18 protein-coding genes and 4 pseudogenes are annotated in these 20,231 nt (G+C 68.0%); 9 read left to right on the forward strand and 13 right to left on the reverse strand.

Features of this window, described 5'->3' with window-relative positions:
• Positions 1-96: 96 nt before the first annotated feature.
• The 9 genes and pseudogenes from L1066_RS28740 to L1066_RS15395 form a co-directional block, all read left to right on the forward strand.
• Positions 97-624: pseudogene (locus L1066_RS28740) on the forward strand (acyl-CoA dehydrogenase family protein); the annotation flags it as partial.
• A 101-nt stretch (positions 625-725) separates the two neighbouring features.
• The gene (locus L1066_RS28745; protein WP_376707687.1) at positions 726-1,211 is read left to right on the forward strand and encodes an acyl-CoA dehydrogenase family protein; all 486 of its coding nucleotides are present in this window, start codon (positions 726-728) and stop codon (positions 1,209-1,211) included.
• A complete protein-coding gene (locus L1066_RS15365; RefSeq protein ID WP_235737159.1) occupies positions 1,208-1,963 on the forward strand; it encodes an SDR family NAD(P)-dependent oxidoreductase in 756 nt (251 codons plus the stop codon). The genes L1066_RS28745 and L1066_RS15365 overlap by 4 nt, the downstream gene beginning before the upstream one ends.
• Positions 1,964-2,073: 110 nt before the next feature.
• The gene (locus L1066_RS15370) at positions 2,074-3,327 is read left to right on the forward strand and encodes a CaiB/BaiF CoA transferase family protein (RefSeq protein ID WP_235737160.1); all 1,254 of its coding nucleotides are present in this window, start codon (positions 2,074-2,076) and stop codon (positions 3,325-3,327) included.
• Position 3,328: 1 nt separating this feature from the next.
• Positions 3,329-4,524 (forward strand): annotated as a pseudogene (locus L1066_RS15375) (CaiB/BaiF CoA transferase family protein).
• On the forward strand, positions 4,517-5,713 hold the full coding sequence (locus L1066_RS15380) for a thiolase C-terminal domain-containing protein (protein WP_235737161.1): 1,197 nt from the start codon (positions 4,517-4,519) through the stop codon (positions 5,711-5,713). Before L1066_RS15375 ends, L1066_RS15380 begins: the two are co-directional and overlap by 8 nt.
• Complete coding sequence (locus tag L1066_RS15385) at positions 5,710-6,135, forward strand: Zn-ribbon domain-containing OB-fold protein (RefSeq protein ID WP_235737162.1); 426 nt, start codon at positions 5,710-5,712, stop codon at positions 6,133-6,135. Before L1066_RS15380 ends, L1066_RS15385 begins: the two co-directional genes overlap by 4 nt.
• A gap of 100 nt (positions 6,136-6,235) precedes the next feature.
• The gene (locus tag L1066_RS15390; protein ID WP_235737164.1) at positions 6,236-7,540 is read left to right on the forward strand and encodes an acyl-CoA dehydrogenase family protein; all 1,305 of its coding nucleotides are present in this window, start codon (positions 6,236-6,238) and stop codon (positions 7,538-7,540) included.
• Positions 7,537-8,412: an acyl-CoA dehydrogenase family protein gene (locus L1066_RS15395; RefSeq protein WP_235737166.1), complete on the forward strand. Its 876-nt coding sequence runs from the start codon at positions 7,537-7,539 to the stop codon at positions 8,410-8,412. Before L1066_RS15390 ends, L1066_RS15395 begins: the two co-directional genes overlap by 4 nt.
• Here the strand turns inward: L1066_RS15395 and L1066_RS15400 are convergent.
• From L1066_RS15400 to dctP, 13 genes and pseudogenes are all read right to left on the reverse strand, one after another.
• Positions 8,324-9,199: an acyl-CoA dehydrogenase family protein gene (locus L1066_RS15400; RefSeq protein ID WP_235737167.1), complete on the reverse strand. Its 876-nt coding sequence runs from the start codon at positions 9,197-9,199 to the stop codon at positions 8,324-8,326. The two genes, L1066_RS15395 and L1066_RS15400, sit on opposite strands and share 89 nt — an antisense overlap.
• Complete coding sequence (locus tag L1066_RS15405; RefSeq protein WP_235737164.1) at positions 9,196-10,500, reverse strand: acyl-CoA dehydrogenase family protein; 1,305 nt, start codon at positions 10,498-10,500, stop codon at positions 9,196-9,198. Before L1066_RS15405 ends, L1066_RS15400 begins: the two co-directional genes overlap by 4 nt.
• 100 nt (positions 10,501-10,600) lie before the next feature.
• Positions 10,601-11,026: a Zn-ribbon domain-containing OB-fold protein gene (locus L1066_RS15410; protein ID WP_235737162.1), complete on the reverse strand. Its 426-nt coding sequence runs from the start codon at positions 11,024-11,026 to the stop codon at positions 10,601-10,603.
• Positions 11,023-12,219, reverse strand: a complete 1,197-nt coding sequence (locus tag L1066_RS15415; RefSeq protein WP_235737161.1) for a thiolase C-terminal domain-containing protein — start codon at positions 12,217-12,219, stop codon at positions 11,023-11,025. Before L1066_RS15415 ends, L1066_RS15410 begins: the two co-directional genes overlap by 4 nt.
• Positions 12,212-13,407: pseudogene (locus tag L1066_RS15420) on the reverse strand (CaiB/BaiF CoA transferase family protein). The gene L1066_RS15415 and the pseudogene L1066_RS15420 overlap by 8 nt, the downstream one beginning before the upstream one ends.
• 1 nt (position 13,408) lies before the next feature.
• Positions 13,409-14,662: a CaiB/BaiF CoA transferase family protein gene (locus L1066_RS15430; RefSeq protein WP_235737160.1), complete on the reverse strand. Its 1,254-nt coding sequence runs from the start codon at positions 14,660-14,662 to the stop codon at positions 13,409-13,411.
• Positions 14,663-14,772: 110 nt separating this feature from the next.
• A complete protein-coding gene (locus L1066_RS15435; protein ID WP_235737159.1) occupies positions 14,773-15,528 on the reverse strand; it encodes an SDR family NAD(P)-dependent oxidoreductase in 756 nt (251 codons plus the stop codon).
• Positions 15,525-16,208 (reverse strand): acyl-CoA dehydrogenase family protein, encoded by a 684-nt coding sequence (locus tag L1066_RS28750; protein ID WP_376707688.1) that lies wholly within the window; start codon positions 16,206-16,208, stop codon positions 15,525-15,527. The genes L1066_RS15435 and L1066_RS28750 overlap by 4 nt, the downstream gene beginning before the upstream one ends.
• Positions 16,112-16,810, reverse strand: a pseudogene (locus L1066_RS28755) (acyl-CoA dehydrogenase family protein); the annotation flags it as partial. The gene L1066_RS28750 and the pseudogene L1066_RS28755, both read right to left, overlap by 97 nt.
• Positions 16,758-16,955 carry a ferredoxin gene (locus L1066_RS15450; RefSeq protein ID WP_235737168.1) on the reverse strand — a complete coding sequence of 66 codons (198 nt, stop codon included), beginning with the start codon at positions 16,953-16,955 and terminating at the stop codon, positions 16,758-16,760. The gene L1066_RS15450 and the pseudogene L1066_RS28755, both read right to left, overlap by 53 nt.
• 26 nt (positions 16,956-16,981) lie before the next feature.
• A complete protein-coding gene (locus L1066_RS15455; protein ID WP_235737169.1) occupies positions 16,982-18,238 on the reverse strand; it encodes a cytochrome P450 in 1,257 nt (418 codons plus the stop codon).
• Positions 18,239-18,278: 40 nt separating this feature from the next.
• On the reverse strand, positions 18,279-18,767 hold the full coding sequence (locus L1066_RS15460; protein ID WP_235737171.1) for a nuclear transport factor 2 family protein: 489 nt from the start codon (positions 18,765-18,767) through the stop codon (positions 18,279-18,281).
• A gap of 158 nt (positions 18,768-18,925) precedes the next feature.
• Positions 18,926-20,155, reverse strand: coding sequence for a TRAP transporter substrate-binding protein DctP (gene dctP, locus L1066_RS15465; protein ID WP_235737172.1), 1,230 nt, complete (start codon positions 20,153-20,155; stop codon positions 18,926-18,928).
• Positions 20,156-20,231 lie beyond the last annotated feature (76 nt).

A 20,231-nucleotide genomic window follows, 5' to 3' on the forward strand; every position in this document is an offset into this window, starting at 1 on the left:
GACACCGACCTCACGGTCTGGCTCGCCGACGTCCGCACCTGGTTGGCCGGGCATGCCCCTGCCGACCAAGCGGTGCGCGACCCTCACGACGTGTCGGTGTTCCACAACCTCGACCACGAGGAGGAGCGACAGATCCTCGAGCGGTTGCGGGACTGGCAGCGGCTCAAGTTCGAGGCGGGCTACGGCGCCATCTCCTGGCCGACCGAGTTGCACGGCGCCGGTCTGAGCACCGGCCATGCCGACGCGTTCAAGGCAGCCGAGTCGGAGGCGGTCGCGCTGACGCGTCACGAGCTGTTCTCGGTGACCATCAACCTCATCGCACCGACGATCCGACTCTTCGGCAGCGACGAGCTCAAGGCCCGGGTCTTCCCCGGGCTGCACGACGGGTCGCAGCTTGCGTGCCAGCTCTTCTCCGAGCCGGCTGCGGGTTCGGACCTTGCCGCGGTGGCGACCCGAGCCGTGCGCGACGGGGACGACTGGGTGCTCAACGGCCAGAAGGTCTGGACCTCAGGCGCGCAGTTCGCCGAGTGGGGCCAGGCGCTGGTGCGCACCGACGCGAGCGTGGCCAAGCACGCGGGCCTCTCCGCCTTCCTGGTGCCGATGGATGCACCGGGGGTGGAGGTGCGTCAGATCAAGCAGATGTCCGGCGGCACCAGCTTCAACGAGGTGTTCCTCACCGACGTGCGGGTCCCGGACGCCTACCGCCTGGGGGAGCCGGGCGACGGGTGGAAGGTCACCCGTGCCACGCTCGGCTTCGAGCGCGCCAATGCGTCCAACAAGTCCGGCGTGGGTGGCGGCTTCGAGCAGCTCCTCGAGCTGGCGCGTCGTACCGGCAAGGTCGACGATCCTGCCGTCCGCGCCCAGCTGGCGCAGATCCGTGCGCGAGAGGTCGCAGCCGAGGTCAGCCTGCACCGCGAACAGCGTGCCCGCGACAGTGGCGAGCCCCCGGCGCCAGCGGATCGATGCGCAAGCTGCAGTGGGTGCGCAAGCTCAAGCTGGTGTCCGAGCTGGCTCGTGAGCTCAACGGACCGGCGCTCATCGCCGACGCCGGCGAGCCCGGCACCTTCAGCTGGAACGCCCATGTCCTGGGCGCCCCGGGCTACCAGATCGCCGGAGGCTCCGACCAGATCCAGCGCAACATCGTCGCCGAGCGTCACCTCGGCCTTCCCGCGGAGCCCAAGCCCGCCGCCAGCAAGGAGAACGACCGATGAGCACCACCCTCGACCTCAGCGGCAAGGTCGCGGTGATCACGGGAGGCAGCCGAGGTCTCGGCCTCGAGATGGCCCACGGCTATGCCGCTGCCGGCGCCAGCGTCGTGATCGCCAGCCGCAAGCAGGAGGCCTGCGTCGAGATCGCGGAGAAGCTGACCGCGCAGTACGGCGTCAAGGCGCTCGGCATCGGTGCGCACGTCGGCGACTGGGACGGTTGCCAGGCGCTGGTGGATGCCACGATCAACGAGTTCGGGCGTCTCGACGTGCTCATCAACAACGCCGGGATCGCACCGACCTACGAGAGCCTCGAGACGGTGAGCGAAGCGCTCTTCGACAAGACGTTCGACGTCAACCTCAAGGGCCCGTTCCGCCTGACGACGCTGGCTGCCCCGCGGATGAGCGAGGGCGGCTCCGTGATCAACGTGAGCAGCATCGCCTCCGTGCGGCCCAAGGTCAGCGATCTCGTGTACGCCGCCGCGAAGGCCGGTCTCAACACCCTCACCAAGGGCCTCGCCCAGGCCTACGGGCCGAAGGTCCGGGTCAACACGATCATGGCCGGGCCGTTCCTGACCGAGATCAGCGAGGCCTGGTACACCGAGGAGTGGCGCGCCCGCGCCCAGTCCTTCCCGATGCAGCGCGCCGGACGTCCCGACGAGGTCGTCGGCACCGCGCTCTACTTCGGCAGCGACCTCTCCAGCTTCACGACCGGAACCGTCCTTCCGGTCGACGGCGGCCGCACGGCGATGTCGTGACTCCGCTCCTTCCCTGACTACTTCCCCCGAATGGAGGAACCCATGGCTGCCGCTCCGCATGGCGCCCCGCCCCCGTTGTCTCCGAGACCGATCGTCGTCCGGTGCCCCGAGTGGGCCCCCTTGCTGGCATCCGCGTTGCCGACTTCTGCTGGATGGGCGTCGGTTCCGTCGCGACCCGCATGCTCGGCGACTTCGGTGCCGAGGTCATCAAGATCGAGAACCGGCGTCGCATCGACCGGCCGCGACTGCTCCCCATCTACAAGGGAGAAGTGCGCAACTACGGCGAGGAGGTCGCGGATGCCGACCCGAACCGCGGCGGGTTGCACAACAACTACAGCCGCAACAAGCTCGGCATCACGGTCGACATGAAGACCAAGAAGGGTCGCGAGCTGGTGGACCGCCTCATCGCGGCATCCAGCGTGGTCACCGAGAACTTCGCGCCCGGCGTGATGGAGCGGTGGGGCCTCACCCACGAGGCCCTCGAGGAGCTGTCGCCCGGCGTCATCTATGGCCGGATGAGCGGCTTCGGCCACTCCGGCCCGCATGCCCACTACAAGAGCTACGGCCCGATCGTCCAGGCCGTCAGTGGACTGTCGTTCATCTCCGGCCTGCCCGGGGAGGAGCCGTCCGGCTGGGGCTTGTCCTACATGGACAACCAAGCCGCCTACTACAACTCTGCCGCGCTGATGATGGCGATCCTGCGTCGCAACAAGACCGGCAAGGGCGCCGAGGTCGACGTGTCCGCCGTCGAGGTGGGGATCTCGATGATCGGTCCCGACATGCTTGACGTGACCGTGAACAAGAACGTCACCCGACGTCCCGACTTCCCACGAGGCAACCGGCTCGATGACCCGGCAGCCGCGCCGCACGGGGTCTATCCCTGCGTCGCTGAGGACAGCTGGATTGCGATCGCCGTCTTCGACCAGCCCGAGTGGGAGCGCTTCGTCCGCGCCATCGGTGACCCCGCGTGGGCGCGGGACCAGCGGTTCACGACGCAGACTGCCCGCCACGCCAACCAGGACGCCCTCGACAGCCTCGTCGCGGAGTGGACGAAGCAACGGACGGCGCGCGAGGCGATGGAGCTGCTCCAGGCGGCCGAGGTGACCGCTGGCGCGGTGCAGAACGCCGAGGACCTGAACGAGTGGGATCCCCAGCTGGCGGCGCGCGGCACCTTCTTCGAGCTCGACCACCCGGTGATCGGCGAGGCCCGCTTCGAGGGCACCCCGATCACCTTCTCCCGCACCGTGCAGCAGACCTGGCGCTCGGCTCCGCTGCTCGGCGAGGACAACCACTACGTGTTCGGCGAGGTACTCGGGCTGACGTCCGACGAGATCGCCGAGCTCGAGGACGAGGGAGTGATCTGACATGTGGGACGGACCTACGGGCGAACTGACCTACAGCGGTCTGCGCGTCATCGAGCTGGCCGATCAGCCGTCGGGTGAGATCGTCGGCAAGCTGCTGGCCGACGAGGGCGCGGACGTCATCAAGGTGGAGCCGCCGGAGGGCAGCCCCGGACGACGCATCGGCCCGTTCGCTGCCGGTGCCAGCGACGACCTCGACGCCAGCTTGCACTTCTGGACCTACAACACCGGAAAGAGCAGCGTCACGGTCGAGCCCGCCGACGTGGCGGCCCGTGACGCGCTGATCGCTTCTGCGGACGTCCTGATCACGTCGGACGGACCGGCAGCCCTTGCGGCGAAGGGCATCGACCTCGATGACCTGGTCGAACGGAACCCGGGCCTGATCGCCGTCTCCGTGTCGCCGTACGGACTGACCGGTCCCTGGGCGGATCGTCGTACCAGCGACCTCGTCGCGCTCGCGGTCGGCGGGCCGCTGATGAGCTGTGGCTACGACGACCACACGATCCCGCCCATCCGGCCGGGGGCAACCAGGCCTTCCAGACCGCGGCCAGCTTCGGTCACTCCGGTCTGCTGCTCGCGCTGCTGGAGCGGCAGGCGACCGGCCTCGGACAGATCGTCGACGTGTCGATGCACGAGGCGGTTGCGGTGAGTGGCGAGCTCGCCAACCCCTACTGGTTCTATCCGCGGGTGCACCTGCACCGCCAGACCTGCCGGCACGCACAGCCGTCTCCGACCCAGCCCGCACTCTTCGAGTGCGCTGACGGGGTCAGCGTCTACTTTGCGCTCATCCTCAGCGACGTGAAGACGTGGCAGAACCTGGTGGCCTGGCTCGACACGATGGGCCTGTCGCTCGACCTCGCGGACGAGGCCTATCTTGCGCTCAGCCATCGGCAGGAGCACTTCTCGCACATCCAGACCATCATGGAGTCGTTCTTCATGATGAAGGACTCCGCGGACGTCTACCGTGAGGCACAGGAGCGCGGCCTGCCCCTGGGGCCGGTCCTTGCGCCTGAGCAGCTCCTTGAGGATCCCCACCTCCAGGAGCGGGAGTTCTTCGTCCCGGTCGAGCTCCCGACCACCGGTGAGGCGCTCTTCCCGTCCAGCCCCTACCGGTTCTCCTACGGCAACGGAGTCCCCGGCAGCCCACCGCGGCTCGGCGAGCACACCGCCGAAGTCCTGGCAGGACTGAACAATGGCTGACGAATCGAGTTATGACTGGGTCCCAGATGCCTGCGCCATCGCGGGCATCGGCACCACCGAGTTCACCAAGGCATCCGGGGTGTCGGTGACCGCTCTCGCGGCCGAGGCCTCGCTCGCGGCGATCCGCGACGCCGGTCTCGAACCGAGTGACATCGACGGATTCGTCCGCAGTGACTACGACGAGACCTCGCCTGCAGCCCTGGCCGACTCCCTCGGAATCACCGATGTCGGCTACTGGGGTCAGGCCGGTGCAGGTGGTGCCGCGCCAGCCGCCATGGTCGGCCAGGCAGTCGCTGCCGTCCGCAGCGGACTGGCCAAGAACGTCGTCGTCTATCGCGCCCTCAACGGCAGGTCGGGGCGCCGGCTGGGCAAGGGCGTTGCGGCGACCGGCGCGGTGGGTGGCAACTCGTCGTACCTCGAGCTGTTCTCCCCGTGGGGAATGACCTCTCCGGGTCAGTTCTTCGCGATGGTCACGCGCCAGCACATGCAGAAGTTCGGGCTCACCGAACGCACGTTGGCGGAGATCGCGATGGTGTGCCGGCGTCGAGCCAATGCCAACCCCGCCGCCATGATGCACGACCGCACCATGGAGCTCGACGACTACTTCGCGGCCCGGATGATCTCCTCCCCGCTCCGACTCTTCGACTTCTGCCTCGAGAACGACGGCGCTGCCGCGGTGGTGGTCACCTCCGCCCCTCGGGCCCGTGACTTGGCGCAGAAGCCGGTGCTGATCCGTTCGGTCGCCCAGTCCACCGGCACCACGAGGATCGGGCCCGGACAGATGTATCCGGTCCTGATGAGTGATTCGCTCACCGACCTGCCGTCCCGGCGCACCGCCGAGCGGCTCTACGAGCGCGCGGGTCTGTCAGCGTCCGACGTCGATGTCGCGCAGCTCTATGACTGCTTCACGATCACGCTCTTCCTGCAGCTGGCCGACTACGGCTTCTGCAACCAGTCGGAGGCCGCCGAGTTCGTCGAGAGCGGGGCTCTCGACCTGGGCGGCGCAATCCCGGTCAACACAGCAGGAGGCCAGTTGTCCGAGTCCTACATCCACGGGATGAACCACGTCCTCGAGGGCGTGCGTCAGATCCGCGGCACCTCGACCGGTCAGGTCGAGGGCGCCGAGGTCTCGCTGGTGACGTCTGCCCCGCCGCCGGGGACCAGCGCGTTGTTGCTGGTGGCACCGTGAGTGCGGGTGAGGTCGGCCTCGGCATCGTGCCGCTGACGGACGACCCTGACACCGGCGGCTTCTTCGCCGCCGCCCGGGAGGGGCGACTGGTGGTGCAGGAGTGTGTTTCCTGCGGCAACCTCCAGCAGCCGCCGCGGCACCGTTGCATCACCTGCCTGGCAACCGACCTGACGTGGCACGACCTCCCCAAGCGCGGCACCATCCACTCCTGGACGGTCGTCGAGCACCAGATCAACCCGAACTTCCCGGCGCCCTACACGGTCCTGCTGGTCGATGTCGAGGACGAGGCAAGCACCGTGCCGCTCCGCTTCCTCGGACGCATCGTCGGCCGGGAGGAACCTGAGCTCGGCGCCGCGGTGGAACTCGTCTTCGAGACCGTCGGGGACGCCGTACTACCGAACTGGCGACTCGTCGAAGGCTGAGAGCGCGTTCGGACTCGCAGCACGATCCGCCGGGACCCCGGCACCACCACACGTTTCGCCGGCCAGCCGGCACCGCAGACAGATGCAAGGGAGCAGCCCCATGGGATGGGACTTCGAGACCGACGCCGATTACCAGGAGAAGCTGGACTGGGTCGAGCGGTTCGTCCGTGAGGAGATCGAACCCGCGGACCGGATGTATGAACACCCGCTGGACATGAAGAACCCGGTCCGCAACGCGTTGATCAAGCCGCTGCAGGCCGAGGTCCGTGCGCGCGGTCTGTGGGCGTGCCACCTCGGCCCGGAGCTCGGGGGACAGGGCTACGGTCAGCTCAAGTTGGCCCTTCTCAACGAGCGCATCGGTACGACGCTCTCCGGACCGGTCGTCTTTGGCACGCAGGCACCAGACTCCGGCAACGCCGAGGTGCTGGCCCACTTCGGCTCCGAGGAGCTGAAGGACCGCTACCTGAAGCCGCTGCTGGAGGGCGAGATCGCCTCCTGCTTCTCGATGACCGAGCCGGCCGGTGGTTCCGACCCGACAGGTTTCACGACGCTTGCGGTCCGCGACGGCGACGACTATGTCGTCAACGGCGAGAAGTGGTTCTCCTCCAATGCCAGGTTCGCGGAGTTCCTGGTGCTCATGGCGGCCACCAACCCTGACGCCGAACGCCACAAGCGCGCCTCGATGTTCATCGTCCCCGCCGACACCCCGGGCATCGAGATCATCCGCAACGTCGGCGTCACCGGCCACGCGGGCCACGAGGGCACCCACGCCTATGTGCGCTACAACGACGTCCGGATCCCGGCCGACCACATGCTCGGCAGCGAGGGTGAGGGCTTCGCGGTCGCCCAGGTCCGTCTCGGTGGCGGTCGTATCCACCACGCGATGCGCACTGTCGCGCTGGTCCGCCGCGCCCTCGAGATGATGATGGAGCGCGCGGTCTCCCGCGAGACCCGCGGCAAGCGCCTTGCAGACATGCAGCTGGTCCAGGAGATGATCGCCGAGTCGTGGGTGCAGCTCGAGCAGTTCCGCCTGCTGGTGCTCCAGACCGCGTGGAAGATCGACCACCACAAGGACTACAAGCTGGTCATCAAGGACATCGCCGCGGTCAAGATGGCGATGCCGAAGGTGCTGCAGGACGTCGCTGGCCGTGCCCTGCAGATCCACGGCTCGCTGGGCATCTCGACCGAGATGCCGTTGGGCAAGTGGGTGCTGGAGAGCTTCCACATGGCCATCGCCGATGGCGCCACCGAGTTGCACAAGCAGCAGGTCGCGCGTCAGCTGCTCCGCGACGTCGAGCCGGCGCCGGACCTGTTCCCCTCTCAGCACGTGTTGCGCCTGGAGGCTGCCGCACAGGAGAAGTACGCGCCGGTGCTCGCCAAGCTGGCCGCAGAGGGCGCGCAGTGATCCTCACGGATGCCGAGCAGGCTGAGACCCGGGGCGAGCTGGCGCAGGTCGTCGACGCGATGCTCGACCGGGTCTCCCCGCGTGCCGACGCGGTGCTGCGGGCCGACCGGGCTGCCGAAGGCATCATCGACGAGGCGTTGTGGACGCGGTTGAACGCCGAGGTCGGCGTCGCCGGTCTCGCCGTACCCGAGGCCTGGGGCGGGAGCGGCGCCTCGATCGCCGAGCTCGCTGTGGTCTCCGAAGCCCTCGGTCGACAGGTGGCGACGGTTCCACTGTTGGGGACCTGGCTCGCGCTCGAGGTGTTGGTGCGCAGCGGTGACCGCAACCACGCGGACACCGTCTCCGAAGCACTCGGCAAGGGACTCGCGCTCGCCGTGGTGCTCGAGGAGAGCTCGGTGCGGGCGACGCAGGTGGACGGGCAGTGGCTGCTCGACGGTGAGGTCGACCGCGTCGTCGACGTGGCTGCCGCGACCACGTTGGTCATCCCGGCTCGCGCTGGCGATGAGCTGCGTTGGTTCGTGGTGCCGACCGACAACGTGGCGGTGGTCCGGCGCGAGGCGCTCGACCTCACCCGTTCGCTCTCGTTGGTGACCTGCTCGGCCGCTCCGGCCCGCGCCGTCGTCACCACCAGCGCAGCCGATCTGCTCGAGAACGTGCGTGATCTTGCAGCGGTGCTCACCGCGGCCGAGCAACTTGGTGTCGCCGAGCAGGCAGTGGCGGACGCAGTCGCCTTCGCGAAGGAACGCGAGCAGTTCGGGCGTGCGATCGGCTCCTTCCAAGCGATCAAGCACCTGGCCGCCGACATGGCGACCGACGCCGATCTGGCCCGGTCGCTGGTGGAGCATGTCGGCGTGGGCGGCCGTGGTGCTTGATCGCTTGGAAGGAGCCGATCGCACGCCCGAACTGCTCGCGTTCCTTCGCGAAGGCGACTGCGTCCGCCACTGCCTGCTCGGCGACACCAAGTTGCTCGGCCGCGGTGAGCACCGCTGCAAGATCACGCACGTTCTCGAGCAGATCGGCTGCGCTGGTGGTGACGACGGCGCGGGCCGGAGCGGCCGAGCAGGTCACCAACGAGAGCGAACGGGTGAGGTCGAGCGCCTCGCGCCGGACCACCGCCACGTTGTCGGTCGGCACCACGAACCAACGCAGCTCATCGCCAGCGCGAGCCGGGATGACCAACGTGGTCGCGGCAGCCACGTCGACGACGCGGTCGACCTCACCGTCGAGCAGCCACTGCCCGTCCACCTGCGTCGCCCGCACCGAGCTCTCCTCGAGCACCACGGCGAGCGCGAGTCCCTTGCCGAGTGCTTCGGAGACGGTGTCCGCGTGGTTGCGGTCACCGCTGCGCACCAACACCTCGAGCGCGAGCCAGGTCCCCAACAGTGGAACCGTCGCCACCTGTCGACCGAGGGCTTCGGAGACCACAGCGAGCTCGGCGATCGAGGCGCCGCTCCCGCCCCAGGCCTCGGGTACGGCGAGACCGGCGACGCCGACCTCGGCGTTCAACCGCGTCCACAACGCCTCGTCGATGATGCCTTCGGCAGCCCGGTCGGCCCGCAGCACCGCGTCGGCACGCGGGGAGACCCGGTCGAGCATCGCGTCGACGACCTGCGCCAGCTCGCCCCGGGTCTCAGCCTGCTCGGCATCCGTGAGGATCACTGCGCGCCCTCTGCGGCCAGCTTGGCGAGCACCGGCGCGTACTTCTCCTGTGCGGCAGCCTCCAGGCGCAACACGTGCTGAGAGGGGAACAGGTCCGGCGCCGGCTCGACGTCGCGGAGCAGCTGACGCGCGACCTGCTGCTTGTGCAACTCGGTGGCGCCATCGGCGATGGCCATGTGGAAGCTCTCCAGCACCCACTTGCCCAACGGCATCTCGGTCGAGATGCCCAGCGAGCCGTGGATCTGCAGGGCACGGCCAGCGACGTCCTGCAGCACCTTCGGCATCGCCATCTTGACCGCGGCGATGTCCTTGATGACCAGCTTGTAGTCCTTGTGGTGGTCGATCTTCCACGCGGTCTGGAGCACCAGCAGGCGGAACTGCTCGAGCTGCACCCACGACTCGGCGATCATCTCCTGGACCAGCTGCATGTCTGCAAGGCGCTTGCCGCGGGTCTCGCGGGAGACCGCGCGCTCCATCATCATCTCGAGGGCGCGGCGGACCAGCGCGACAGTGCGCATCGCGTGGTGGATACGACCGCCACCGAGACGGACCTGGGCGACCGCGAAGCCCTCACCCTCGCTGCCGAGCATGTGGTCGGCCGGGATCCGGACGTCGTTGTAGCGCACATAGGCGTGGGTGCCCTCGTGGCCCGCGTGGCCGGTGACGCCGACGTTGCGGATGATCTCGATGCCCGGGGTGTCGGCGGGGACGATGAACATCGAGGCGCGCTTGTGGCGTTCGGCGTCAGGGTTGGTGGCCGCCATGAGCACCAGGAACTCCGCGAACCTGGCATTGGAGGAGAACCACTTCTCGCCGTTGACGACATAGTCGTCGCCGTCGCGGACCGCAAGCGTCGTGAAACCTGTCGGGTCGGAACCACCGGCCGGCTCGGTCATCGAGAAGCAGGAGGCGATCTCGCCCTCCAGCAGCGGCTTCAGGTAGCGGTCCTTCAGCTCCTCGGAGCCGAAGTGGGCCAGCACCTCGGCGTTGCCGGAGTCTGGTGCCTGCGTGCCAAAGACGACCGGTCCGGAGAGCGTCGTACCGATGCGCTCGTTGAGAAGGGCCAACTTGAGCTGACCGTAGCCCTGTCCCCCGAGCTCCGGGCCGAGGTGGCACGCCCACAGACCGCGCGCACGGACCTCGGCCTGCAGCGGCTTGATCAACGCGTTGCGGACCGGGTTCTTCATGTCCAGCGGGTGTTCATACATCCGGTCCGCGGGTTCGATCTCCTCACGGACGAACCGCTCGACCCAGTCCAGCTTCTCCTGGTAATCGGCGTCGGTCTCGAAGTCCCATCCCATGGGGCTGCTCCCTTGCATCTGTCTGCGGTGCCGGCTGGCCGGCGAAACGTGTGGTGGTGCCGGGGTCCCGGCGGATCGTGCTGCGAGTCCGAACGCGCTCTCAGCCTTCGACGAGTCGCCAGTTCGGTAGTACGGCGTCCCCGACGGTCTCGAAGACGAGTTCCACCGCGGCGCCGAGCTCAGGTTCCTCCCGGCCGACGATGCGTCCGAGGAAGCGGAGCGGCACGGTGCTTGCCTCGTCCTCGACATCGACCAGCAGGACCGTGTAGGGCGCCGGGAAGTTCGGGTTGATCTGGTGCTCGACGACCGTCCAGGAGTGGATGGTGCCGCGCTTGGGGAGGTCGTGCCACGTCAGGTCGGTTGCCAGGCAGGTGATGCAACGGTGCCGCGGCGGCTGCTGGAGGTTGCCGCAGGAAACACACTCCTGCACCACCAGTCGCCCCTCCCGGGCGGCGGCGAAGAAGCCGCCGGTGTCAGGGTCGTCCGTCAGCGGCACGATGCCGAGGCCGACCTCACCCGCACTCACGGTGCCACCAGCAACAACGCGCTGGTCCCCGGCGGCGGGGCAGACGTCACCAGCGAGACCTCGGCGCCCTCGACCTGACCGGTCGAGGTGCCGCGGATCTGACGCACGCCCTCGAGGACGTGGTTCATCCCGTGGATGTAGGACTCGGACAACTGGCCTCCTGCTGTGTTGACCGGGATTGCGCCGCCCAGGTCGAGAGCCCCGCTCTCGACGAACTCGGCGGCCTCCGACTGGTTGCAGAAGCCGTAGTCGGCCAGCTGCAGGAAGAGCGTGATCGTGAAGCAGTCATAGAGCTGCGCGACATCGACGTCGGACGCTGACAGACCCGCGCGCTCGTAGAGCCGCTCGGCGGTGCGCCGGGACGGCAGGTCGGTGAGCGAATCACTCATCAGGACCGGATACATCTGTCCGGGCCCGATCCTCGTGGTGCCGGTGGACTGGGCGACCGAACGGATCAGCACCGGCTTCTGCGCCAAGTCACGGGCCCGAGGGGCGGAGGTGACCACCACCGCGGCAGCGCCGTCGTTCTCGAGGCAGAAGTCGAAGAGTCGGAGCGGGGAGGAGATCATCCGGGCCGCGAAGTAGTCGTCGAGCTCCATGGTGCGGTCGTGCATCATGGCGGCGGGGTTGGCATTGGCTCGACGCCGGCACACCATCGCGATCTCCGCCAACGTGCGTTCGGTGAGCCCGAACTTCTGCATGTGCTGGCGCGTGACCATCGCGAAGAACTGACCCGGAGAGGTCATTCCCCACGGGGAGAACAGCTCGAGGTACGACGAGTTGCCACCCACCGCGCCGGTCGCCGCAACGCCCTTGCCCAGCCGGCGCCCCGACCTGCCGTTGAGGGCGCGATAGACGACGACGTTCTTGGCCAGTCCGCTGCGGACGGCAGCGACTGCCTGGCCGACCATGGCGGCTGGCGCGGCACCACCTGCACCGGCCTGACCCCAGTAGCCGACATCGGTGATTCCGAGGGAGTCGGCCAGGGCTGCAGGCGAGGTCTCGTCGTAGTCACTGCGGACGAATCCGTCGATGTCACTCGGTTCGAGACCGGCGTCGCGGATCGCCGCGAGCGAGGCCTCGGCCGCGAGAGCGGTCACCGACACCCCGGATGCCTTGGTGAACTCGGTGGTGCCGATGCCCGCGATGGCGCAGGCATCTGGGACCCAGTCATAACTCGATTCGTCAGCCATTGTTCAGTCCTGCCAGGACTTCGGCGGTGTGCTCGCCGAGCCGCGGTGGGCTGCCGGGGACTCCGTTGCCGTAGGAGAACCGGTAGGGGCTGGACGGGAAGAGCGCCTCACCGGTGGTCGGGAGCTCGACCGGGACGAAGAACTCCCGCTCCTGGAGGTGGGGATCCTCAAGGAGCTGCTCAGGCGCAAGGACCGGCCCCAGGGGCAGGCCGCGCTCCTGTGCCTCACGGTAGACGTCCGCGGAGTCCTTCATCATGAAGAACGACTCCATGATGGTCTGGATGTGCGAGAAGTGCTCCTGCCGATGGCTGAGCGCAAGATAGGCCTCGTCCGCGAGGTCGAGCGACAGGCCCATCGTGTCGAGCCAGGCCACCAGGTTCTGCCACGTCTTCACGTCGCTGAGGATGAGCGCAAAGTAGACGCTGACCCCGTCAGCGCACTCGAAGAGTGCGGGCTGGGTCGGAGACGGCTGTGCGTGCCGGCAGGTCTGGCGGTGCAGGTGCACCCGCGGATAGAACCAGTAGGGGTTGGCGAGCTCGCCACTCACCGCAACCGCCTCGTGCATCGACACGTCGACGATCTGTCCGAGGCCGGTCGCCTGCCGCTCCAGCAGCGCGAGCAGCAGACCGGAGTGACCGAAGCTGGCCGCGGTCTGGAAGGCCTGGTTGCCCCCGGCCGGATGGGCGGGATCGTGTGGTCGTCGTAGCCACAGCTCATCAGCGGCCCGCCGACCGCGAGCGCGACGAGGTCGCTGGTACGACGATCCGCCCAGGGACCGGTCAGTCCGTACGGCGACACGGAGACGGCGATCAGGCCCGGGTTCCGTTCGACCAGGTCATCGAGGTCGATGCCCTTCGCCGCAAGGGCTGCCGGTCCGTCCGACGTGATCAGGACGTCCGCAGAAGCGATCAGCGCGTCACGGGCCGCCACGTCGGCGGGCTCGACCGTGACGCTGCTCTTTCCGGTGTTGTAGGTCCAGAAGTGCAAGCTGGCGTCGAGGTCGTCGCTGGCACCGGCAGCGAACGGGCCGATGCGTCGTCCGGGGCTGCCCTCCGGCGGCTCCACCTTGATGACGTCCGCGCCCTCGTCGGCCAGCAGCTTGCCGACGATCTCACCCGACGGCTGATCGGCCAGCTCGATGACGCGCAGACCGCTGTAGGTCAGTTCGCCCGTAGGTCCGTCCCACATGTCAGATCACTCCCTCGTCCTCGAGCTCGGCGATCTCGTCGGACGTCAGCCCGAGTACCTCGCCGAACACGTAGTGGTTGTCCTCGCCGAGCAGCGGAGCCGAGCGCCAGGTCTGCTGCACGGTGCGGGAGAAGGTGATCGGGGTGCCCTCGAAGCGGGCCTCGCCGATCACCGGGTGGTCGAGCTCGAAGAAGGTGCCGCGCGCCGCCAGCTGGGGATCCCACTCGTTCAGGTCCTCGGCGTTCTGCACCGCGCCAGCGGTCACCTCGGCCGCCTGGAGCAGCTCCATCGCCTCGCGCGCCGTCCGTTGCTTCGTCCACTCCGCGACGAGGCTGTCGAGGGCGTCCTGGTTGGCGTGGCGGGCAGTCTGCGTCGTGAACCGCTGGTCCCGCGCCCACGCGGGGTCACCGATGGCGCGGACGAAGCGCTCCCACTCGGGCTGGTCGAAGACGGCGATCGCAATCCAGCTGTCCTCAGCGACGCAGGGATAGACCCCGTGCGGCGCGGCTGCCGGGTCATCGAGCCGGTTGCCTCGTGGGAAGTCGGGACGTCGGGTGACGTTCTTGTTCACGGTCACGTCAAGCATGTCGGGACCGATCATCGAGATCCCCACCTCGACGGCGGACACGTCGACCTCGGCGCCCTTGCCGGTCTTGTTGCGACGCAGGATCGCCATCATCAGCGCGGCAGAGTTGTAGTAGGCGGCTTGGTTGTCCATGTAGGACAAGCCCCAGCCGGACGGCTCCTCCCCGGGCAGGCCGGAGATGAACGACAGTCCACTGACGGCCTGGACGATCGGGCCGTAGCTCTTGTAGTGGGCATGCGGGCCGGAGTGGCCGAAGCCGCTCATCCGGCCATAGATGACGCCGGGCGACAGCTCCTCGAGGGCCTCGTGGGTGAGGCCCCACCGCTCCATCACGCCGGGCGCGAAGTTCTCGGTGACCACGCTGGATGCCGCGATGAGGCGGTCCACCAGCTCGCGACCCTTCTTGGTCTTCATGTCGACCGTGATGCCGAGCTTGTTGCGGCTGTAGTTGTTGTGCAACCCGCCGCGGTTCGGGTCGGCATCCGCGACCTCCTCGCCGTAGTTGCGCACTTCTCCCTTGTAGATGGGGAGCAGTCGCGGCCGGTCGATGCGACGCCGGTTCTCGATCTTGATGACCTCGGCACCGAAGTCGCCGAGCATGCGGGTCGCGACGGAACCGACGCCCATCCAGCAGAAGTCGGCAACGCGGATGCCAGCAAGGGGGCCCACTCGGGGCACCGGACGACGATCGGTCTCGGAGACAACGGGGGCGGGGCGCCATGCGGAGCGGCAGCCATGGGTTCCTCCATTCGGGGGAAGTAGTCAGGGAAGGAGCGGAGTCACGACATCGCCGTGCGGCCGCCGTCGACCGGAAGGACGGTTCCGGTCGTGAAGCTGGAGAGGTCGCTGCCGAAGTAGAGCGCGGTGCCGACGACCTCGTCGGGACGTCCGGCGCGCTGCATCGGGAAGGACTGGGCGCGGGCGCGCCACTCCTCGGTGTACCAGGCCTCGCTGATCTCGGTCAGGAACGGCCCGGCCATGATCGTGTTGACCCGGACCTTCGGCCCGTAGGCCTGGGCGAGGCCCTTGGTGAGGGTGTTGAGACCGGCCTTCGCGGCGGCGTACACGAGATCGCTGACCTTGGGCCGCACGGAGGCGATGCTGCTCACGTTGATCACGGAGCCGCCCTCGCTCATCCGCGGGGCAGCCAGCGTCGTCAGGCGGAACGGGCCCTTGAGGTTGACGTCGAACGTCTTGTCGAAGAGCGCTTCGCTCACCGTCTCGAGGCTCTCGTAGGTCGGTGCGATCCCGGCGTTGTTGATGAGCACGTCGAGACGCCCGAACTCGTTGATCGTGGCATCCACCAGCGCCTGGCAACCGTCCCAGTCGCCGACGTGCGCACCGATGCCGAGCGCCTTGACGCCGTACTGCGCGGTCAGCTTCTCCGCGATCTCGACGCAGGCCTCCTGCTTGCGGCTGGCGATCACGACGCTGGCGCCGGCAGCGGCATAGCCGTGGGCCATCTCGAGGCCGAGACCTCGGCTGCCTCCCGTGATCACCGCGACCTTGCCGCTGAGGTCGAGGGTGGTGCTCATCGGTCGTTCTCCTTGCTGGCGGCGGGCTTGGGCTCCGCGGGAAGGCCGAGGTGACGCTCGGCGACGATGTTGCGCTGGATCTGGTCGGAGCCTCCGGCGATCTGGTAGCCCGGGGCGCCCAGGACATGGGCGTTCCAGCTGAAGGTGCCGGGCTCGCCGGCGTCGGCGATGAGCGCCGGTCCGTTGAGCTCACGAGCCAGCTCGGACACCAGCTTGAGCTTGCGCACCCACTGCAGCTTGCGCATCGATCCGCTGGCGCCGGGGGCTCGCCACTGTCGCGGGCACGCTGTTCGCGGTGCAGGCTGACCTCGGCTGCGACCTCTCGCGCACGGATCTGCGCCAGCTGGGCGCGGACGGCAGGATCGTCGACCTTGCCGGTACGACGCGCCAGCTCGAGGAGCTGCTCGAAGCCGCCACCCACGCCGGACTTGTTGGACGCATTGGCGCGCTCGAAGCCGAGCGTGGCACGGGTGACCTTCCACCCGTCGCCCGGCTCCCCCAGGCGGTAGGCGTCCGGGACCCGCACGTCGGTGAGGAACACCTCGTTGAAGCTGGTGCCGCCGGACATCTGCTTGATCTGACGCACCTCCACCCCCGGTGCATCCATCGGCACCAGGAAGGCGGAGAGGCCCGCGTGCTTGGCCACGCTCGCGTCGGTGCGCACCAGCGCCTGGCCCCACTCGGCGAACTGCGCGCCTGAGGTCCAGACCTTCTGGCCGTTGAGCACCCAGTCGTCCCCGTCGCGCACGGCTCGGGTCGCCACCGCGGCAAGGTCCGAACCCGCAGCCGGCTCGGAGAAGAGCTGGCACGCAAGCTGCGACCCGTCGTGCAGCCCGGGGAAGACCCGGGCCTTGAGCTCGTCGCTGCCGAAGAGTCGGATCGTCGGTGCGATGAGGTTGATGGTCACCGAGAACAGCTCGTGACGCGTCAGCGCGACCGCCTCCGACTCGGCTGCCTTGAACGCGTCGGCATGGCCGGTGCTCAGACCGGCGCCGTGCAACTCGGTCGGCCAGGAGATGGCGCCGTAGCCCGCCTCGAACTTGAGCCGCTGCCAGTCCCGCAACCGCTCGAGGATCTGTCGCTCCTCCTCGTGGTCGAGGTTGTGGAACACCGACACGTCGTGAGGGTCGCGCACCGCTTGGTCGGCAGGGGCATGCCCGGCCAACCAGGTGCGGACGTCGGCGAGCCAGACCGTGAGGTCGGTGTCCGCGTCGTGGACCACAGCCACCTCAGGCTCCTTCGACGAGCGCGATGGCCCGCTCGGGGCAGTTGGCGACCGCATCCTTGACGGCCGCGACGTCAGTCGCGTCGAGCTCGCTCTTCAAGATGACCGGGAACCCCTCGTCATCGCAGTCGAAGAAGTCCGGCGCCAGGCTGTAGCAACGGCCGTGGCCGCTGCACTTGTCCGTGTCGATCGTCAGTCTCATGGTGATCTCCTTCGTCGCCACAGGGGTCAGTCCCACGCGAGGTGGAGTTCCTCGATGCCGACCTGCGGACCGCTCTCGACCAGGCCTTCGGTGTTGGTCACGCGGTAGTGGGGGATGCGCTTGTGCCACTCCTCGAGGACGATCGCGAGCTCGGTGCGGGCGAGGTGGGCGCCGACGCACCGGTGCGGACCGGCCGCGAACGAGAAGTGGCGGTTGACCTTGCGGTCCAACTGGATCTCGGCGGGGTTGTCGTATTCCGCTTCGTCGCGGGAGGCGGAGGGACCAGCGACCATCACCATGTCGCCCTTCTTCATCGGGCAACCGGCATAGTCGGTGTCCTTCGCGACCTGGCGGGCACCCATCACGATGGTGTGTGCACGCAGGAACTCCTCGACCGCGTTGGGGATGATCTCCGGCTCACGGGTGATCCACTCCCGGTCGGCCTGGTTGTTCGCGAGGTGGTGGAACATGTAGCTGAGCTGGCTCTTGACGGTGTCGAGGCCGGCGAGCAGCAGCACCTCGGACATGTTCAGGAACTCCTCCTCGGTCATCAGCCGGTCGCCCACCTTGCTGCTGGCGAGGATCGTGAAGAAGTCGCCCTCCTCCTCGGGGTGCGGGTTGGCCCGGCGGTCCTTCAACACCTCCGCGAAGTAGGCATGGATCTCGCGCTGGGCCACCAGCTGGTCCTCGGCGAAGTCGCCGAAGTGGCCCAGGCCCTCGAAGACCGTTTCGACCCATCCCATGAACATGTCGGTGTGCTCCATCGGGAGCCCGAGGATCCGCAGGAAGACCTGGGTGGGGAAGATCTTGGCGAAGTCCTCGAGGAAGTCGACCTTGCCGTCGGCGACGAACGACTCGATGGTGTCGATGCAGTCCTGACGGATGGTGGGCTCAAGATCACGCACGAACCGGGGCGAGAAGGCCACGTTGAGGACGCGACGGAAGTCGGCGTGCTCCGGCGGGTCGATCATGGTCGGGATCCAGGTCCAGTCCGGGTGCGGGACCGACGGGATGGTCGCACTCGAGCTGAAGACCTCAGGGGTCTGGTAGGCGTCCCGCACGAGGTCGGCGGTCAGCAGCATCCAGAAACCCGGGCCGTAGTCGCTGTAGGCGACCGGCGTCTCGGCACGGAGCTCGTCGAACGCCTGGAAGTAGGTCCCGGCGGGCTTGGGCGTGGTGTAGTCGAAGTGCACCACCGGGCAGCCGGCGGCCTTCGCCCGCTCACGACGCTCGGACGCCTCGAGTGCGGCGGCCTCGTCGAGGCCAGCAGTGCTGTTGTTCATCCTGATCTCCTTGCAGAGTGATTCGAGTGTGCGACCGCGGTCAGTGCGACACGGCCGGCGGAATGGTCACCGAGGCAGGCTGGGTGCCGATCGGTTGGAAGTTGGCCACCTTGATCGTGTGCACCATGCGCCGGAGGCGCCAGGTGTCGTCGACCCGAGCGAATTCGCAGTCATAGGTCGCGACCATCATCAGCACGTTGGTCGGGTCCTCGGCGACGACCTGGTGCGAGATCAGGTAGGTCCGGCCACTCGCGCGATCGCCATCGACGTCGACGGCGTACGGCGACACGTTGTGGTGCTGCCAGGCGAGGTGGGCGGTGTTGCTGCGGATGTAGTCGACGACCTCGTCGCCTCCGGTCACGATGGTCCGACCGTTGTGATAGTTCACCTCGAGGTCGTCCGCCAAGACCAGGCGCAGAGCGTCCCAGTCGCGCTGGTCGACCCGAGCGGCGTACTCGTGCATGACGCGCCGGATCTCGAGGTCGTCGATCAGGCTCTGAAGTCGAGCGGTGAGATCCGACTGATCCATGGGTTCCTCCTCGTGGGCCGTGACCCTCACCACGAAATCTAATTCATCATGAGAATTGAAGCAAGTGAAACCTGCGCTCCAGTTCCGCCCAGGATGAGATCCGGGGAACGTCGCGGCTCTGCGACGCCCCCGGACTTGCTGTCCTGCGGTGCGGTGGATCAGCTGGGGCGGTGCGGCGACATGACCTTCTCCATGAAGGTTGCCACGAACGCGTCCAGGTCGACCTCGTTCGAGCCGGACCAGGCGACGTACTCGGGCCAGGCCACGCTCTCGACACCCATCTCCTCGACGATGCCGGCCCACTCCTCGGAGGCCGTCTTCACCGCGTCCACCAGCGCCTGGCCGTCGTCCAGCTTGTCGTTGCCGGCGATGCCGTCCAGCGCCGAGGAGTTGAACTCCTCGAGCTTGGTGCGTGCAGCGTCGTCGTAGCCGCTCACCGAGCCGCCGGCGGCGTCGAGCGACTTCAGCGCGGTGACCGCCATCGCGTTGGCGCCGGAGATGTTGGACTTGAGAAACATGTCCATCTTGTCGTGGAGCAACTGCTGCGCGACGAGGGGCAGGTCGTCCCAGCGCGCCTTGCTGACGGCGAAGGCGCCGGGGCTCTGACCGAGAGCGAGGCTCTCGTCGAAGACCGCGTACGGGACCACCTCGGCCAGGCCGTTGAGCTCGGTCACCCGCAGGCTGTTCGCTGCACAGTCGGCGGTGCCGCGCTGCAGCGCCTCGAAGACCTCGGTGAAGTCGATCGAGACCGGGCTGGCACCCAAGGCCTGCAGCTGCTTGCCCTGCAGAGTGCCGCTGGCGATGATCGAGGTGCCGTCGATCTCGGCGGCGGTGGCCCGCTGCTCGGTGCAGAAGATGCCGTTCGGTCCACCCGCGAAGGCCGGCATCAGCACATGCATGCCCTGGTCCTCCAGTTCCTTGAGCACCTGCGGGTGCTCGAAGGCGACCGAGTTCCAGGTGCCGTGACCCTGCAGCGGGCCGACGGTCGGCGATTGGTTGCCGACGAAGGTCATGTCGACCAGCGCGGCGTTGGCCGGGTATTGGTCGGGCTCGAGCATCGGACTGATGAAGGTGATGTCCAAACGGCCGTCACGCAGAGCGTCGTCCTGCTCGGTGACCGGAGCGATCGCGTAGGCGTAGTTGACGTCGAACTTCAGCTTGCCGCCGCTCCACTCCTCGATCTCCTTGAAGTAGTCCTCGTAGAGGAGACCGGTGACCGACCCCTTGGGAGCGGGGGTCTGCGCGACCAGCGTGATCGGGTCGACGTCCTCGAAAGCCTTGACATAGTCGTCCTGCGTCGCACCGGCGGCGACGCCGTCGCCACCCGACTGCGAGCCTCCACCGTCCTCGGCGCATGCAGCAAGCGCGCCGGACAGCACCACACCCATGACCGCCGCTAGGGCGACACTTCTTGTTCTACGCACTTGCCTTCACCGTTCTCTCGTTCACTGTTGGGATAACTCG

Source organism: Nocardioides alcanivorans (genome assembly GCF_021555175.1).
Lineage (GTDB): Bacteria > Actinomycetota > Actinomycetes > Propionibacteriales > Nocardioidaceae > Nocardioides > Nocardioides alcanivorans.

Excerpts from the sequence above, each read along its gene's own strand:
- L1066_RS15365 (WP_235737159.1), top strand. The coding sequence starts at position 1,208 with ATGAGCACCACCCTCGACCTCAGCGGCAAGGTCGCGGTGATCACGGGA.
- L1066_RS15380 (WP_235737161.1), top strand. The coding sequence starts at position 4,517 with ATGGCTGACGAATCGAGTTATGACTGGGTCCCAGATGCCTGCGCCATC.
- L1066_RS15390 (WP_235737164.1), top strand. The coding sequence starts at position 6,236 with ATGGGATGGGACTTCGAGACCGACGCCGATTACCAGGAGAAGCTGGAC.
- L1066_RS15405 (WP_235737164.1), bottom strand. The coding sequence starts at position 10,500 with ATGGGATGGGACTTCGAGACCGACGCCGATTACCAGGAGAAGCTGGAC.
- L1066_RS15415 (WP_235737161.1), bottom strand. The coding sequence starts at position 12,219 with ATGGCTGACGAATCGAGTTATGACTGGGTCCCAGATGCCTGCGCCATC.
- L1066_RS15435 (WP_235737159.1), bottom strand. The coding sequence starts at position 15,528 with ATGAGCACCACCCTCGACCTCAGCGGCAAGGTCGCGGTGATCACGGGA.
- L1066_RS15450 (WP_235737168.1), bottom strand. The coding sequence starts at position 16,955 with ATGAGACTGACGATCGACACGGACAAGTGCAGCGGCCACGGCCGTTGC.
- L1066_RS15455 (WP_235737169.1), bottom strand. The coding sequence starts at position 18,238 with ATGAACAACAGCACTGCTGGCCTCGACGAGGCCGCCGCACTCGAGGCG.
- L1066_RS15460 (WP_235737171.1), bottom strand. The coding sequence starts at position 18,767 with ATGGATCAGTCGGATCTCACCGCTCGACTTCAGAGCCTGATCGACGAC.
- dctP (WP_235737172.1), bottom strand. The coding sequence starts at position 20,155 with ATGGGTGTGGTGCTGTCCGGCGCGCTTGCTGCATGCGCCGAGGACGGT.